This window comes from Actinoalloteichus caeruleus DSM 43889 (assembly GCF_000429185.2).
In the GTDB taxonomy this organism is placed as follows: Bacteria; Actinomycetota; Actinomycetes; order Mycobacteriales; family Pseudonocardiaceae; genus Actinoalloteichus_B; species Actinoalloteichus_B caeruleus.
This window is the reverse complement of sequence record NZ_AUBJ02000001.1, coordinates 3,738,503-3,751,520: the sequence shown is the minus strand read 5'-3', so window position 1 is coordinate 3,751,520 and position 13,018 is coordinate 3,738,503. Positions and strand designations below refer to the sequence as shown.

General features: G+C 67.7%; 15 protein-coding genes. 14 read left to right on the top strand and 1 reads right to left on the bottom strand.

Translation table 11 applies throughout. The features are described 5' to 3' along the window. Nucleotides 1-102: 102 nt before the first annotated feature. The 11 genes from G443_RS14615 to G443_RS14565 all read left to right on the top strand — a co-directional run bounded on the left by G443_RS14615 (nt 103) and on the right by G443_RS14565 (nt 10,555). Entirely contained in the window at nt 103-804 is a 702-nt protein-coding gene (locus tag G443_RS14615) for an HAD family hydrolase (protein WP_026417589.1), read from the top strand. Nucleotides 805-939: 135 nt separating this feature from the next. After that, nucleotides 940-2,361, top strand: coding sequence for a cysteine--tRNA ligase (gene cysS, locus G443_RS14610; RefSeq protein ID WP_026417588.1), 1,422 nt, complete (start codon nt 940-942; stop codon nt 2,359-2,361). After that, nucleotides 2,361-3,320 (top strand): 23S rRNA (guanosine(2251)-2'-O)-methyltransferase RlmB, encoded by a 960-nt coding sequence (rlmB, locus tag G443_RS14605; RefSeq protein WP_026417587.1) that lies wholly within the window; start codon nt 2,361-2,363, stop codon nt 3,318-3,320. Before cysS ends, rlmB begins: the two co-directional genes overlap by 1 nt. 39 nt (nt 3,321-3,359) lie before the next feature. Continuing rightward, nucleotides 3,360-4,793: an MBOAT family O-acyltransferase gene (locus G443_RS14600; protein WP_026417586.1), complete on the top strand. Its 1,434-nt coding sequence runs from the start codon at nt 3,360-3,362 to the stop codon at nt 4,791-4,793. Between the two features lie 226 nt (nt 4,794-5,019). After that, nucleotides 5,020-5,448: a hypothetical protein gene (locus G443_RS14595; RefSeq protein WP_081715284.1), complete on the top strand. Its 429-nt coding sequence runs from the start codon at nt 5,020-5,022 to the stop codon at nt 5,446-5,448. A gap of 41 nt (nt 5,449-5,489) precedes the next feature. Continuing rightward, nucleotides 5,490-6,044 carry a DUF3558 domain-containing protein gene (locus G443_RS14590; protein ID WP_253860218.1) on the top strand — a complete coding sequence of 185 codons (555 nt, stop codon included), beginning with the start codon at nt 5,490-5,492 and terminating at the stop codon, nt 6,042-6,044. 298 nt (nt 6,045-6,342) lie between these two features. Further along, complete coding sequence (locus tag G443_RS14585) at nt 6,343-6,942, top strand: DUF3558 domain-containing protein (protein WP_308208857.1); 600 nt, start codon at nt 6,343-6,345, stop codon at nt 6,940-6,942. A gap of 347 nt (nt 6,943-7,289) precedes the next feature. Then, complete coding sequence (locus G443_RS14580; protein WP_103055814.1) at nt 7,290-7,844, top strand: DUF3558 domain-containing protein; 555 nt, start codon at nt 7,290-7,292, stop codon at nt 7,842-7,844. 320 nt (nt 7,845-8,164) lie between these two features. Further along, entirely contained in the window at nt 8,165-8,764 is a 600-nt protein-coding gene (locus tag G443_RS14575; protein ID WP_308208856.1) for a DUF3558 domain-containing protein, read from the top strand. Nucleotides 8,765-9,062: 298 nt separating this feature from the next. Then, on the top strand, nt 9,063-9,662 hold the full coding sequence (locus G443_RS14570; RefSeq protein ID WP_308208855.1) for a DUF3558 domain-containing protein: 600 nt from the start codon (nt 9,063-9,065) through the stop codon (nt 9,660-9,662). A gap of 335 nt (nt 9,663-9,997) precedes the next feature. After that, complete coding sequence (locus G443_RS14565; RefSeq protein WP_253860217.1) at nt 9,998-10,555, top strand: DUF3558 domain-containing protein; 558 nt, start codon at nt 9,998-10,000, stop codon at nt 10,553-10,555. Nucleotides 10,556-10,812: 257 nt separating this feature from the next. On the opposite strand, the gene G443_RS14560 is transcribed toward G443_RS14565, so the two are convergent. Next, the gene (locus G443_RS14560) at nt 10,813-11,373 is read right to left on the bottom strand and encodes a hypothetical protein (RefSeq protein WP_026417583.1); all 561 of its coding nucleotides are present in this window, start codon (nt 11,371-11,373) and stop codon (nt 10,813-10,815) included. 134 nt (nt 11,374-11,507) lie between these two features. Between G443_RS14560 and G443_RS14555 the strand changes: the two genes are divergently transcribed. Genes G443_RS14555 through G443_RS14545 form a run of 3 tightly spaced genes read left to right on the top strand, consistent with a single transcriptional unit; the run spans nt 11,508 to nt 13,000 of the window. After that, nucleotides 11,508-11,813, top strand: a complete 306-nt coding sequence (locus tag G443_RS14555) for a type VII secretion target (protein ID WP_051313401.1) — start codon at nt 11,508-11,510, stop codon at nt 11,811-11,813. Between the two features lie 57 nt (nt 11,814-11,870). Continuing rightward, the gene (locus G443_RS14550) at nt 11,871-12,596 is read left to right on the top strand and encodes a hypothetical protein (RefSeq protein WP_051313399.1); all 726 of its coding nucleotides are present in this window, start codon (nt 11,871-11,873) and stop codon (nt 12,594-12,596) included. Next, nucleotides 12,593-13,000 (top strand): hypothetical protein, encoded by a 408-nt coding sequence (locus tag G443_RS14545; RefSeq protein WP_026417580.1) that lies wholly within the window; start codon nt 12,593-12,595, stop codon nt 12,998-13,000. The genes G443_RS14550 and G443_RS14545 overlap by 4 nt, the downstream gene beginning before the upstream one ends. Nucleotides 13,001-13,018: the final 18 nt, after the last annotated feature.

Below are 13,018 nucleotides of genomic sequence, written 5' to 3'. Positions count from 1 at the left end.
CCCGAGTCCGGCACGACGAAGGCGCGGGACGGCCACCTTCGGCCGTGGGACGGCGGCAACAGGAGCGTGACCACCGCCCGCCGCCCGCCTAGGGTGGACGGCATGGCGATCGACGGGGTGCTCTTCGACTTCTCGGGAACCTTGTTCCGGTTGGAGCCGGACGGCTCCTGGTTCGACGGTTCCATCGGGGACCCCGGGATGATCATGGACTCGGCCGGGCAGGACCGGCTCCTGCGCGCGCTGATCGCCCCGACCGGTCCCGGGGCGGGGCTGCCAGCAGGGCTCCAACGGGCCTGGGAGCGGCGGGACCTCGAACCGGAGCTGCACCGGCTGGTCTACGTGGAGATCATGCGCGGCGCGGGGGTGTCCACCTCCCACGCGGAACACGTGTACGAGCTGATGCTGGACCCGGCCCACTGGCGCCCCTACCCGGACACCGAGGTCGTCCTGCGCGGCCTCCGCGACCGGGGGGTCAAGGTCGCGGTGGTCAGCAACATCGCCTGGGACATCCGGGCCTCCTTCGACCGGCTCGGGGTGGCGGACCTGGTGGACGCCTACGTGCTGTCCTACGTCGAGAACGCGGCGAAACCGGACCTGCGCCTGTTCCGCACCGCGTGCGACCGGCTGGGCCTGCCGGCCGGCCGGACGCTGATGATCGGGGACAGCGAGGAGGCCGACGGCGCCGCGGCGGCCCTGGGGTGCGACTTCCAGCTCGTGGAGCCGGCTCCGGTCGCCGACCGGCCGGACGCCCTGCTGCGGGCGTTGCGTGAGCGGGGTCTCCTTGACGAGACGGTCGTCGGGTAGGCGATCATGGTGGTGGCGGGCCGTCCCCTCGACTCGCCCGGGAGCCGCGACCACCGCCCCCGGGTCGCCCGCCCAGCGGGTGGCCATCGCGCCCCGTGACCGGCTTCCGCGCGCTGCTTCCGTACCATCTCGGCTGTGAGCCTGCGCCTACACGACACCGGCACCCGCACGACCAGGGAGTTCCGTCCCCTCACCGAGGGGGCCGTGTCGATGTACGTCTGTGGGGCCACCGTCCAGGGCGCACCCCACATCGGCCACCTCCGCAGCGGGCTGAACTTCGACGTGCTGCGCCGCTGGCTGGAGGCGGACGGCTACCGCGTGACGATGGTGCGCAACGTCACCGACATCGACGACAAGGTGCTGCGCAAGGCTGAGGCGGCGGGTGTCCCGTGGTGGGAGTGGGCCGCCAGCAACGAACGTGCCTTCCAGGACGCCTACGACACGCTGAACTGCCTCCGGCCCGCCATCGAGCCAAGGGCGACCGGCCACGTCACGCAGATGGTCGAGCTGATGGAACGGCTGATCGATCGCGGCCACGCCTACGCCGCCGCCGGCGACGTCTACTTCTCGGTCACCAGCTGCCCCGACTACGGCACCCTGTCCGGTCAACGGCTGGACGAGATGCAGCAGGGCGAGACCGCGGCCGAGGGCAAGCGCGACCCCCGGGACTTCACCCTGTGGAAGGCGGCCAAGCCCGGTGAACCCTCGTGGCCGACCCCCTGGGGACCCGGGCGGCCCGGATGGCACCTGGAGTGCTCCGCCATGGCCACCTACTACCTCGGGGACCGGTTCGACATCCACGGCGGTGGCACCGACCTGGTCTTCCCGCACCACGAGAACGAGCTGGCCCAGTCGACCGCGGCGGGAGACCCCTTCGCGCGGTACTGGCTGCACAACAACTGGGTGACCATGGGCGGCGAGAAGATGTCCAAGTCACTGGGCAACACCCTCGCCGTCCCGGTCCTCCTCGAGCAGGTCCGGGCACCGGAACTGCGCTACTACCTGCTGACCGCCCACTACCGCTCGACCCTGGAGTTCCAGCACGAGGCCCTCCGGGAGGCGGCCACCGCCTACCAGCGGATCGAGGCCTTCGTCCGCCGTGCGGTGCGCGTCGCCGGGCAGCTCGACCCAGCCCTCGCGGTCGAGGCCCTGCCAGCGCGGCGCGGCGAGTTCGCCGAGGCGATGGACGACGACCTCAACGTGCCGAAGGCGCTGGCGATCATCCACAACCAGGTCCGGCACGGCAACCAGCTGCGCGCCGAGGGCGAATCCGAACGGCAGGCCCTCGCTGAACAGGCCGGCACAGTACGCTGGATGTTGCAGGTGCTCGGGCTTGATCCTCTCGACCCCCGGTGGGGCAACGCCGAGGCCTCGGAACTCCCGGCGACGGCCGCGCTGGACGCGCTGGTCGGACAGCTGCTCGCCGAGCGGCAGCGCAGCCGGGAGGAGCGTGACTTCGCCACTGCCGACGCGATCAGGGACCGACTGCTGGCCGTCGGCGTGGCTGTCGAGGACGGACCGGACGGACCGGTCTGGACGTTGAAGGGCACCAACTGATGGCAGGCAACTCCCAGCGCCGTGGCGCGATGCGCAAGCCGGGCACCAAGAAGGGCGCGGTCGTCGGCTCCGGCGGGCAGCGGCGCAAGGGGCTGGAGGGCAAGGGGCCGACTCCACCCGCCTCGATGCGTCCCAACCACCCCGCCAAGAAGCGGGCGGACGCCGCGAGGCGGCAGGAAGCCGCCCGGCAGCAGCGGGCGAGGGCGGCGGGCAACCAACCGGAGACGATCGCGGGTCGCAACCCGGTGGCCGAGTGCCTGCGCGCGGGTGTCCCGGCAACGGCGCTCTACGTCGCGTTGGGGATCGACGCCGACGACCGGGTCAGGGACGCGGTCGGCCTGGCCGCAGAGCGGGGCATCTCCGTGCTGGAGGTCGCCCGCACCGAACTCGACAAGATCACCCAGGGAGCCCTGCACCAGGGCCTGGCGCTCCAGGTGCCACCGTTCGACTACGCCCACCCCGACGACCTGCTCACCGCCGCCGAGGAGACCGGGCGCCCGCCGCTGCTGGTCGCGTTGGACGGCGTCACCGACCCGAGGAACCTCGGAGCGGTCATCCGCTCCGCCGCGGCCTTCGGGGCGCACGGTGTCGTCATCCCGCAGCGCCGCAGCGCGGGGATGACGGCCGTGGCCTGGCGCACCAGCGCCGGCACCGCCGCCCGCATCCCCGTCGCGATGGCGACCAACCTGACCAGGACCCTGAAGGACTGGGCGAAGCAGGGACTCATGGTCGTGGGACTGGACGCGGACGGGTCGGTCGAGCTCGACGACCTGTCCCTGGCCACCGACCCCTTGGTGATCGTGGTCGGGTCCGAGGGCCGGGGGCTGTCCCGGCTGGTCCGGGAGAACTGCGACGCCACCGTGTCGATCCCGATGGCCGCCGGAGTGGAGTCGCTGAACGCCTCCGTCGCGGCCGGTGTGCTCCTCGCGGAGGTCGCCCGGCGTCGCCGGCTGCGCTGACCCCACTCCTCCCGGCCGCGGCACAGACCTGGGGGAGTCATGTCGTTCGCCAGCCCGCTCTTTCTCTGGTACTTCATGCCCGCCGTCCTCGCGGTGCTGCTGATAGCGCCGCGAGGGTGGCGCAACGGCGTCGTCGCCGTCGCCAGCCTGCTGTTCTACGCGAGCGGGGCCGGCGGTACGACGCTGCTGCTGCTGGTCTGCATCGCGGTGAACTACCTGGTCGCACCCGCCCTCGAACCGGACGAGTGGGATCTGGGGCGGGCCAGGAAGCGGTGGATGCTGATCGGCGTCATCACGCTGAACGTGTCCATCCTGTTCGTGTGGAAGTACGCCGGCTTCCTCACCGAGCAGGCCGCGGTGCTCGCCGGGTGGTTCGGCCTGGAAACCCCGGTGGTCGAGCTGGCCCTGCCCATCGGCATCTCCTTCTACACCTTCCACCACATCTCCTACGTGGTCGACATCTACCGGGGCGAACGGCGGGCACTGCGGGACCCCGTGTCGTTCGTGACCTACATCTCGATGTTCCCGCAGCTGGTGGCGGGACCCATCGTGCGTTACCACGAGATCGCCGACCAGCTCCCGCAGCGGCGCACCCACCGGCTCGACGACATCGCCGCGGGCTTACCCCGGTTCGCGCTCGGCCTCACCAAGAAGGTCGTGGTCGCGGACTCCCTCGCCCCCGTCGCCGCCGCCTGCTTCGCCACGCCAGCCGACGAGATGACCTTCGCCGTCGCGTGGCTCGGAGCGATCACCTACACGCTCCAGCTGTACTTCGACTTCTCCGGCTACTCGGACATGGCCATCGGCCTGGGCCGGATGCTCGGGTTCCGGCTGCCGGAGAACTTCGCCCGGCCCTACTCCTCGGTGACCGTCACGGAGTTCTGGCGCCGCTGGCACATGTCCCTCTCCCGCTGGTTCCGCGACTACGTCTACATCCCCCTGGGCGGGAACAGGGGGGGCAAGCGGAAGACCTACCGCAACCTGTGGATCATCTTCCTGCTCACCGGGATCTGGCACGGCGCGAACTGGACCTTCGTCGTGTGGGGCCTGTTCCACGGAGCGTTGTTGGTCGCCGAGCGGGCCATGGGCTGGGACCGGGCTCCTGGCGGGGCAGCCGCCGCCATCGGCCGCCGGGTACTGACGATGCTGCTCGTGACCGCCGGCTGGGTCGTGTTCCGGGCACCCGACCTGTCGTCAGCGCTCAGCGTGCTGGCCAACATGCTCCTGCCGGACCTGGCCGGGCTCACGTACGACGTGGAGTCGGCGCTGAGCAACCAACGGCTGTTGATCCTCGTGCTGGCCGCCACCGTGTTCCTGCTGCCCGGGCGGAGCGTGACGGGCCCCTACCTGGAGTCGGCCCGCACCCGGCCAGCGGCGGTGTTGCGCGTCGCCGTCGTCACCGCCGGTCTCTGCTACGCGGCCATCCTCGTCGCCACCGGCACCTTCAGCCCCTTCCTCTACTACCAGTTCTGATCCTGGGCGGGTTCCTTTCCCGGTGGGGAGACGGTTGCCCGGGTGTCCGTACGCAGCGTCTCGCGTCTTGCTCGAATTGGAGGTCACGCGGCGCCGAGGCGGTCCAGGCGCCCGCCATGCGGTGGGACGGGTTGGGCCGACCGTGGGTAGCGTGGATCGAACGGCCGGAATGTTGGTACCGGTGTTGGTAGTTTCTGCCGTGGCGGTGCTTGTGGAGGGAGATCTGATGTACATCGAGAATGGCGGTGGGGGCACGCAGCCGGCGGCCATGCCCGAGGCCGGCAAGATGATGGGCAGCATCGGACGGTTCAGCGCGGCCGCTGCCGCCGGTAAGGTGTCGATCGATCCGGAGAGCGCCGAATCAATGGCGAGGAAGATCGACGCGATAGCCGTAAGAGCGAAGGACCGGCGGCGCCGGGTCGACCAACTGGACCAGGATGTACCCCTCGGTTCGAGCCCGGTGGCCCTGCAGATGTCCGCGCAGACCAGGCTCAGCGCTGCTGGGACGCCGCAGTCCGCTAAGGAGAATCTCGAGCTGTACATCGAGGCGTTGACGGAGTTGGCGGCGGCCATCCGAGCCAGTGCCCGGCGTACTCAGGCCGCGGATGAACAGACCGCAGCCGAGTTCAACCGGCTGGGAGGGGATGAGGCGTGAGGCGCAGGGGCGTGGGTGTGTGGGGAACAGCCCTGGGACTGGTGGGACTGCTGTCTGCCTGCGCGAGCGCGGAGCAGGGGACCGCGGTGGCCGTGGGGCCGACGGTGGGTTCCTCCCTTCCGGGGAGCGCCGATCCGTCGGTGGGTGGGAGTCCCGGTGAGCAGCCGGGGGTGGATGTGGCGGCGGAGCTGTCGGAGATGTTGCCCTGTGAGATCCTCAGTGACGAGGAAGTAACCGCTCTGGGCTTCGACCCGGAGAGTGCCACGTTCGATGACGTCGGCCTGTCCTATGATTGTGTCTATCGTTTAGCACACGAAGCCAGTCCGCTCATGGCAATTCATTTGAACTGGAGACGCAGTGTTGATCAGCTGAATCTGACGAACTACACGGTTGAAGAGATCGATGTGGGTCCATTGCGCGCGCTCCGCATCATTGACAAAACCCCGTCAGAACATTGTCAGATTTCGGTAGACTTGAGTGAGCAGGCCCATGTGTCAGTTTATGTGCATTACGCGGGAACAGTCGAGCATGCGTGTGCTCTAGCGGAGGACACCGCAGCGGCGGTGGAGCCGTTGTTGCCTCGGTCTTCGGGCTGACCAGGATGACGGTGGTGTTGCTCGGGTGCGGGTGATCCAAATCGGGACACTCCCAAATTCTTGGTGCGCCGAGGGCACTGCTCTCATTCATTCCTCGTCGTGGGCGGCGGGCAACGGCATGCGGGATGTCCGTGGTGAGGTGGCGGGCGGTAGTTCGCCTCCACGCTGTCCCAAAAGAGACTGCCCACATCGAGGCATTGACGGAGTTGGCGGCGGCCGTTCGAGCCAGTGCTCGGCGCACTCAGGCCGCGGATGAACAGACCGCAGCCGAGTTCAACCGGCTGGGAGGGGATGAGGCGTGAGGCGCAGGGGTGTGGGTGTGTGGGGAACAGCCCTGGGACTGGTGGGACTGCTGTCTGCCTGCGCGAGCGCGGAGCAGGGGACCGCAGTGGCCGTGGAGCCGACGGTGGGTTCCTCCCTTCCGGGGAGCGCCGATCCGTCGGTGGGTGGGAGTCCCGGTGAGCAGCCGGGGGTGGATGTGGCGGCGGAGCTGTCGGAGATGTTGCCCTGTGAGATCCTCAGCGACGAGGAAGTGGACGATCTCGGTTTTGATCCGGAGAGTGCCTCGTTCGATGACGTAGGCTTGTCCTATGCCTGTGACTACCGTCCTCCTGGGGGCGGACGTCCACCTATGTCCATTCAGCTGAATTGGCAACGCAGCGTTGACCAACTGGACCTGACTAACTACTCCGTCGAGGAAAAGAGCGTGGGGCCGTTGCGTGCTCTCAGGATTGTCAGCGGAGCCGACTCGCAACACTGTCAGGTGTCCGTCGCTCTCAGCTCGGAGGCCCATGTGTCAATCTTCGTCCATTACGGGGGGACGACCGAGCAGGCGTGTGCCACGGCGGAGTCAGTCGCGGCTGCTGTGGAGCCTAAGCTGCCTCGGTCCTCGGGATAACCGGGAAAACGGTACTACTCCACGAGTGAGAGTGACTCCCCTCGGCCTTGGTGGTTCGTTGGAAGAGTTTCGTTCCTCATCTTGCGTGGGTTCGGAGGCTGGGGTCGTTGGGCTTCTCGCGCCCTCCCCATGGACTGGGGTCCGGTGAGGGGGAAGCCTGACCGTTGGCGATTTCAGCAGGGCTGCCATGCTATTCAGGCGTTGACGGAGTTGTCGGCGGCCATCCAAGCCAGGGCCCTGCGTACTTAGGCTGCGGATGAACAGACCGCAGCCGAGTTCAACCGGCTGGGAGGGGATGAGGCGTGAGGCGCAGGGGTGTGGGTGTGTGGGGAACAGCCCTGGGACTGGTGGGACTGCTGTCTGCCTGCGCGAGCGCGGAGCAGGGGACCGCGGTGGCCGTGGAGCCGACGGTGGGTTCCTCCCTTCCGGGGAGCGCCGATCCGTCGGTGGGTGGGAGTCCCGGTGAGCAGCCGGGGGTGGATGTGGCGGCGGAGCTGTCGGAAATGCTGCCCTGTGAGATCCTCAGCGACGAGGAAGTGGACGATCTCGGTTTCGATCCGGAGAGCGCTTCGTTCAACGACGTCGGAGTGTCCTACTCCTGTAATTACCGTCCACCGGCTGGGGGAACTCCGCTCATGTACATTGGTCTGGACTGGAAACTGAGTATTGATCAGCTGAACTTGAGCAACTTCATCGCTGAGGAAATGAGTGTGGGGCCGCTGCGTGCGCTGAGGATCACCGACAAGATTGATCCAGAGTCGTGTCAGATGTCTCTGGCGCTGAGCGAGCAGGCCCACGTGTCGATTTTCGTGAAGTTCGGAGGGACGACCGAGCAGGCGTGCGCCATAGCGGAGGAGACTGCTGCGGCAGTGGAGCCGTCGTTGCCTCGGTCCCCGGGCTGACCGCAGCGAGGTGGTGCTCCCCGGTTGTGGCTGATTCAGGACGGCGCTTGTCCGTATTATCGTTTTTTGAGGGAAGTGTTCTTGTGGGGGCAGCGTCGTGTGGTATTCATATTGCGAGGGGTGGTGAGTGCTTTATCCCTTCACGATCTCCCCGTGGGCTGGTATTTCTACGATTGCGCACCTGCCGCATGTTTATTTCGGCCTGTTGTATGTCAGGGTGACAGAGGTGACGGTGTTGTAGGTCGGTCCAGTACTTGACGTGTTCGTGAGGTGGATGAGCAGAACGCAGCCGAGTTCAACAGGCTGGGAGGGGATGGGGCGTGAGGCGCAGGGGTGTGGGTGTGTGGGGAACAGCCCTGGCACTGGTGGGACTGTTGTCTGCCTGTACGAGCGCGGAGCAGGGGACCGCAGTGGCCGTGGGGCCGACGGTGGGTTCCTCCCTTCCGGTGAGTGCTGATCCGTCGGTGGGTGGGAGTCCCGGTGAGCAGCCGGGGGTGGATGTGGCGGCGGAGCTGTCGGAGATGCTGCCCTGCGAAATCCTCAGCGACGAGGAAATAACCGCCCTGGGCTTCGACCCGGAGACCGCCACGTTCGATGACGTCGGCCTGTCCTACGACTGCCGATACCGTTTCCCGGGCGGAGCGGATCCGGTCATGACGATTCACCTGCACTGGATGCGCGACGTTGATCAGCTGAATCTGACGAACTACACAGTTGAAGAGATTAGTGTGGGGTCGTTGCGTTCACTTCGGATTGTCGGCAAAACCCCGTCAGAACATTGTCAAATTTCGGTGGACTTGAGCGAGCAGGCCCATGTGTCAGTTTTTGTGCATTACGCGGGAACAGTTGAGAACGCGTGTGCTCTAGCAGAGGACACCGCAGCGGCGGTGGAGCCGTTGTTGCCTCGGTCTTCGGGCTGACCAGGATGACGGTGGTGTTCCTCGGGTGCGGGTGATCCAAATCGGGACACTCCCGAATTCTTGGTGCGCCGAGGGCACTGCTCTCAGTCGTTCCTCGTTGTGGGCGGTGGGCAACGGCATGTGGGATGTCCGTGGTGAGGTGGCGGTCGGTAGTTCGCCTCCACGCTGTTCCACAAGGGATTGCCCATATCGAGGCGTTGACGGAGTTGGCGGCGGCCGTCCGAGCCAGTGCTCGGCGTATTCAGGCTGCGGATGAGCAGAACGTGTCTGCTTTCAACAGGCTGGGAGGGGATGAGGCGTGAGGCGCAGGGGTCTGGGTGTGTGGGGAACAGCCCTGGGACTGGTGGTGCTGCTGTCTGCCTGCGCGAGCGCGGAGCAGGGGACCGCAGTGGCCGTGGGGCCGACGGTGGGTTCCTCCCTTCCGGGGAGCGCCGATCCGTCGGTGGGTGGGAGTCCCGGTGAGCAGCCGGGGGTGGATGTGGCGGCGGAGCTGTCGGAAATGTTGCCCTGTGAGATCCTCAGTGACGAGAAAATAACCGCCCTGGGTTTTGATCCGGAGAGCGCTTCGTTTGATGACGTCGGCCTGTCCTATGCCTGTAGTTACCGTTGGCCAAGTGGGGGACTCACGCTCATGGCCATCGACCTCAATTGGAAGCGAAGCGTTGATCAACTGGACTTGACTAATTATACATCCGAGGAGACAAGTGTAGGGTCGTTGCGGGCGCTCAGGATCGTTGACAAACCCGAATCGGAGCACTGTCAGATGTCGTTGGCGCTTAGCTCGCAGGCCCATGTAACAATCTCCGTGCATTATGCGGGGACGGCCGAACAGGCTTGTGACCTAGCGGAACAGGTGGCGGCGGCGGTGGAGCCTGAGCTGCCTCGGTCCTCGGGGTAACCGGGAAAACGGTACTACTCCACGAGTAAGAGTGACTCCCCTCGACCGAGGTGGTTCGATGGGAGGGGTTTTTCGGCATGCCTGGCTCGGAGGTTGGGGTCGTTTGGCTTTCGCGCTCCCCTCATGGACTGGGGTCGGCAACGGGGAGCCTGGCGGGTGGCGATTCCAGTAGGGCTGAACTGCTGTTCGGGCGTTGACGGAGTTGTCGGCGGCGTTCGAGCCAGTGCTCGGCGTATTCAGGCTGTGGATGAGCAGAACGCAGCCGAGTTCAACCGGCTGGGAGGGGATGAGGCGTGAGGCGCAGGGGTGTGGGTGTGTGGGGAACAGCCCTGGGAATGGTGGTGCTGCTGTCTGCCTGCGCGAGCGCGGAGCAGGGGACCGCAGTGGCCGTGGGGCCGACGGTGGGTTCCTCCCTTCCGGGGAGCGCCGATCCGTCGGTGGGTGGGGGTCCCGGTGAGCAGCCGGGGGTGGATGTGGCGGCGGAGCTGTCGGAGATGTTGCCCTGTGAGATCCTCAGTGACGAGGAAATAACCGCCCTGGGCTTCGACCCGGAGAGTGCCACGTTCGATGACGTCGGCCTGTCCTACGACTGCCGCTATCGTTTTCCGGGCGGCGCGCGTCCGGTCTTGACGATTCACCTGAACTGGATGCGCGGCGTTGATCAGCTGAATCTGACGAACTACACGGTTGAAGAGATCAGCGTGGGGCCGTTGCGCGCACTCCGCGTCATTGACAAACCCGCAGCGCAGCATTGTCAGATTTCAATGGATTTGAGTGAGCAGGCCCATGTGTCAGCTGTTGTGGATTACGCGGAGACACTCGAGGAGGCGTGCGCCCTAGCGGAGGACACCGCGGCGGCGGTGGAGCCTGTGCTGCCTCGCTCCCCCAGCTGACCGCAGCCGATGGCCGTCTTCGCCGGCCGTGTGGGTTGTCCGTCGAACCGCCCTGCGTGTTCGCTGGCGGAACGGGTGAGCTGGGAGGCGGAACGCGTGCCCTCCCGCCGACTGGTGGTCGTGGGTGCGGACCCGCCACTCGTCGACGAACCGGGTCAGGGCCGCGGTAGCGACCCGCTCCGCCGAAGAGGAACGGGCGGGGGGGAGGAACGGAACCGGCGGCCACGCGCTGCCCGGCGACGGGGTGGGTGGGACTGTCAGCGAGGGCCTTCGCGAGGGCCGCCGAGTGCGGCCAGTTCGGTGGCGAAGGCGGGATGCGGCTGGGCGAACCGCACCCACTGCCCGTCCGGCGTGACTTCGGCGGAGAGCACCGCGTTCCAGCCGGAGCGGCCGAAGACGAAACCGGAGCAGATCACGGCGGCCACCCCGAGGACGATGGGGAGGCCGAGCAGCGGCTGCGGTTCCCCGAGAGCCAGGAAGGTCACGACCGCCGCGAGGGCGACGGCGAGGCCCCCGAACAGCAGGGCCCGTGCCGTGCCGCGCAGCCGGGATCGGTGGGCGAGGCACGACTCGCAGAGCGGCCAGCCGGTGAGGGAGACCCCGCGCTGGTTCTGCGCGTTCTCCGCGACGCGGGCGGCGATGCTGACCGCTCCCGCCTGGGCGGGAGTCCCCTTGGTGGTGGGGCGTGTCACCAGCGCGACGTCCTGCCAGGAGCTGGCGGGCGCGCCGTGCCTCGCGCAGCGCCCGGGACGTCGGCGTTCGGCGGCGAGCCAGGCCGCCGGAACGACGAGGGGCTCGTCACCCCGGTGTGGCGCCATCGGTCCTCCCGTCTCGGTACCGACGCCGGTGGGCGCGGCGTTCGGCGGAGATCCTCTCATTGTTTTGGCCCAGGGTTCACTCCTTTCGGAGTACGGTCAGGCCCGGCAGCACTGGGTGAGATGGGGCAGACCACATGGAATTCGAAGCCAGGACGGACAGCATCCGGGCCTTCGCCGACCGGGTGGACGGTCTGGGGCAGGACGTGCCGAACGCCACGAGTTACATCAGCACGCACCTGGACATCGGTTACGCGGACGCCCGGCTCTTCGCGACGATCGCCGCCGCGTGTGACAGCGCCAGGGAGGCGCTGCTCACCAGCTACGAGCACCTGCGGAGCATCTCCGAGGAGTCCGCGGCCGAGCTGCGTGGCGCGGCGACGATGTACGACAACACCGACGAGGACGAGGCTCGGCGACTGGACGCCACCTACGCCGGCTGAACATCGGAACCGGTCGCGGCCGTCCGCCGCCAGTGAGAAGGGAACGAGGAACACATCGTGGCCGACACGCCGTCGAGCAATCTGACCGAGCCGGTGCCCGAGACGCTGGTGCCGGGCGGTATCGCGAACGTGCTGGGTGCCAGCCAGTACCTGAGCCCGACCTACTGGATCAGTGAGCTGACGAACCTGATCTGCGGTACCAACCCCACGGAGTGGATCGCCCAGCAGTACGTGGGCGACTGGGAGCAGGCATCCAAGGCGGGGGGCGCGCTCGCGAACCTGGCCGAGTTCAACACCGACTTCGCGGCGGACGTGAGGGGCGCCACCGAGGACGTCGCCCACGACTGGACCGGGAACGCCGCCGACCAGGCCACCGGTTACCACCACCAGCTGGTCGACGCGCTGAACGCGCAGGTCGACGACCTCAAGGACGTGGCGCACCAGTTCCAGACGATGGCGCAGGGCGTGTCCTCCACGACGAACGCCATCAAGAGCACCTTCGAGGGGCTCTGCGACACGATCATCGCGGCCGCGATCAGTGCGGCCGCCGCGGCCGCGACCAGCTGGACCGTGGTCGGCGGCATCATCGGTGGCTCCGCCACCGCCGCGGCGATCGCCAACGGCGTCCGGCTCTGGGCGAAGATCATCGAGCTGATGGGGACCGCCTGGGACATCGCGCAGGCCTTCTCCGGCACGGTCGCCGGTTACCTGGGCGGTCTGCGCGGAGTAGCCGACCACGAGCTGCCCGCCGGCGGCTACGACCACCCGGGGGTGAACCGGTGAGCAGTCCGGAGCAGGAGCCGATGATGGACGTGGCGGGCGGGGATCCGGCCCTGTCCCGACACCTGCGTGACTCGTTGAAGGTGCTGCGCGACGCCAGCGACAACCCGGAGTTCCAGCGGTTGGCCGACGACATCATCGCCGGTCGGCAGGGCCTGCGGGCGGCCGCCACCTCCGACCTGTTCGCGCAGGCGATGGCGCCGCACGTCGGGCAGTTCGTCGAGCGCTACGAGCAGCTCTCCGAGGAGGAACGGGAGGAGCTGGCCCGGCAGGGGGAACGGCAGCTCGCCGAGCAGCGGGAGGTCATCGCCGAGGAACGCCGCGAGGCCGAGCGGCGGGCGAGGCGCCGGGACGACGACGATGACGACGACGAGGGCGGCGGCGGCTTCCTCCAGCGCGGTTGGTGATCTCCGTGGCCCGTGCGC

Excerpts from the sequence above, each read along its gene's own strand:
- G443_RS14565 (WP_253860217.1), top strand. The coding sequence starts at position 9,998 with ATGGTGGTGCTGCTGTCTGCCTGCGCGAGCGCGGAGCAGGGGACCGCA.
- G443_RS14600 (WP_026417586.1), top strand. The coding sequence starts at position 3,360 with ATGTCGTTCGCCAGCCCGCTCTTTCTCTGGTACTTCATGCCCGCCGTC.
- rlmB (WP_026417587.1), top strand. The coding sequence starts at position 2,361 with ATGGCAGGCAACTCCCAGCGCCGTGGCGCGATGCGCAAGCCGGGCACC.
- G443_RS14555 (WP_051313401.1), top strand. The coding sequence starts at position 11,508 with ATGGAATTCGAAGCCAGGACGGACAGCATCCGGGCCTTCGCCGACCGG.
- G443_RS14595 (WP_081715284.1), top strand. The coding sequence starts at position 5,020 with ATGTACATCGAGAATGGCGGTGGGGGCACGCAGCCGGCGGCCATGCCC.
- G443_RS14615 (WP_026417589.1), top strand. The coding sequence starts at position 103 with ATGGCGATCGACGGGGTGCTCTTCGACTTCTCGGGAACCTTGTTCCGG.
- G443_RS14560 (WP_026417583.1), bottom strand. The coding sequence starts at position 11,373 with ATGGCGCCACACCGGGGTGACGAGCCCCTCGTCGTTCCGGCGGCCTGG.